Here is a 1,928-nt window from a genome sequence, read left to right on the forward strand (position 1 = left end):
CAGGTTATGCTGACAAATTTGTCCAAAAATTCGGATTAAATTTGCAATCTACCATAAGTTAAGATTTATTACATTTACTCAATTTGTAGTTAGTATTGTGTTAATGATGATAAATATTAGTGTTCCACCGCGTGTGAGAGCAATTTTATATAAAAAGATGTTGAGAGAGTAGGCATATTTTAAAATGGAATTTAGGAAATTGAAAATTGTTGAGCTTTTAAAAAATATTAGATTTGTTGAATATCCGTTTTACTGGCATTACAAGAAGGATTTTACCTTTAAGATAGTAACGCCTCAAGAGACCGTTGATCTTTTGAAGACCAACAAAAAATCCTTAGCCAGATTCGGTGATGGCGAAATGAACATTATGTTTAATCAGCGTGGAATTGGTTTTCAAAAGTACGATGCTGATTTAGCGGACGAACTTCTGTCTTTAGTTGATAATAAGTTAGAAAATCTATTTCTTGCGTTACCACATGGATTTGTGAGTACCAGTTTGTACAAAGCTTCAATAAAGTTTTTTTGGTGGAACTATGTTTCTAAAAACCATAAAAGAATAAGCACTGGATTTAATGAGGTACCAGTATATTTAGACACAAATTTTAGTAGAACGGTAACTGAATTAAAGAACAAAACAGATATTCAAAAGCACGTGATGGCTACTAAAGGATTATGGAAGCATAGAAATGTATTAGTTATCGAAGGAAAGGATACTAAGTTTGGAGTAAACAATGATTTATTGGAGGAAAGCCGTAGTGTTAAACGGATAGTTGGACCTCAAAAAGATGCCTATACGAAAATTGATGAAATGGAAATGGCAGCAGTGGAGTACGGAAAACGCTCTGATGATTTACTTGTTTTGCTAGCACTAGGGCCTACAGCTACAGTTCTTTCTGCGCGGCTTGCACGAGCTGGACTTCAAGCGATAGATATAGGCCATTTCGATTTACAGTATGAATATTTCATTCGGAATAGTTTTAAAAGAATTCCAATTCCGACTAAATTCAATAATGAACTAGCAAATTCTATGCCAGTAGAAAAAGTTTATAATCAAGACTATGAAAAACAGATTTTAATGAGGATTAAATAATTTTGACAGATAAATTAAAAAGCTATATAAAAACTAAAATCAAGCTCAAAGATTTCATAAAGCTAGTGATTGCATTAGTTCAATTTCCTGTGGTGCTTTGTGCTTTCATAGCGTCAAAGTTTGATAGAACAATACCAAGTAAAGTTTGGCTAATCGGCGAAGAAGGACCGGATGCAAAAGATAACGCATTTATGTTCTTTCAATATTTAAGAGAACAACATGCTGATATTCCTACTGCATATTATCTTACGAAAGATAGCCCCGTTTTTGAGACGGTTACAAAGTACGGTGAAGTGGTTGAACATTCTTCTTTTCGGCATATGAAAATGATGTTCAAAGCTAGATATGTACTTTCAACACATGACGGACATTTCGCCCCATGGAAGCAAATGAATTGGCGAGAATTTAAAATCCTATATAGTTGGTTGAACCCCAAACTTGAATTTGTTTTTTTACAACATGGTGTAACGAAGGATAATGTTGAAAAAAATGCCGGTTTTGCCAGAACGCGTTTTGATTTTTTTGTTACTACTACGAAAGATGAATATAAGGCTATTTCTGATCCTGAACTGGGGTATCGGAATGGGCAGGTGATTGAAACTGGTTTTTCTAGATTCGATAATCTATATAAAAGAATAAATGAGCCGACTAAGAACTACATATTGATTATGCCAACGTGGCGGTATTACTTATCGGAGGCCAGTGAAAACGACTTTGCAAGTTCTGACTACTTTAAGAACTACATGGCATTATTGAGCAATAAAGAGTTAATCCAGTTTTTAAATGGTAGATTGCAAATTTAATCCGAATTTTTGGACAAATTTGTCAGCATAACCTG

At 34.0% G+C, this 1,928-nt stretch carries 2 protein-coding genes; both read left to right on the top strand.

What is annotated here, in order from left to right:
* Positions 1-199: 199 nt before the first annotated feature.
* Positions 200-1,090, top strand: a complete 891-nt coding sequence (locus tag IV55_RS10020) for a GT-D fold domain-containing glycosyltransferase (protein ID WP_162260752.1) — start codon at positions 200-202, stop codon at positions 1,088-1,090.
* A gap of 2 nt (positions 1,091-1,092) precedes the next feature.
* A complete protein-coding gene (locus IV55_RS10025) occupies positions 1,093-1,893 on the top strand; it encodes a CDP-glycerol glycerophosphotransferase family protein (RefSeq protein WP_057811763.1) in 801 nt (266 codons plus the stop codon).
* Positions 1,894-1,928 lie beyond the last annotated feature (35 nt).

The organism is Furfurilactobacillus siliginis (genome assembly GCF_001437435.1).
In the GTDB taxonomy this organism is placed as follows: Bacteria; Bacillota; Bacilli; order Lactobacillales; family Lactobacillaceae; genus Furfurilactobacillus; species Furfurilactobacillus siliginis.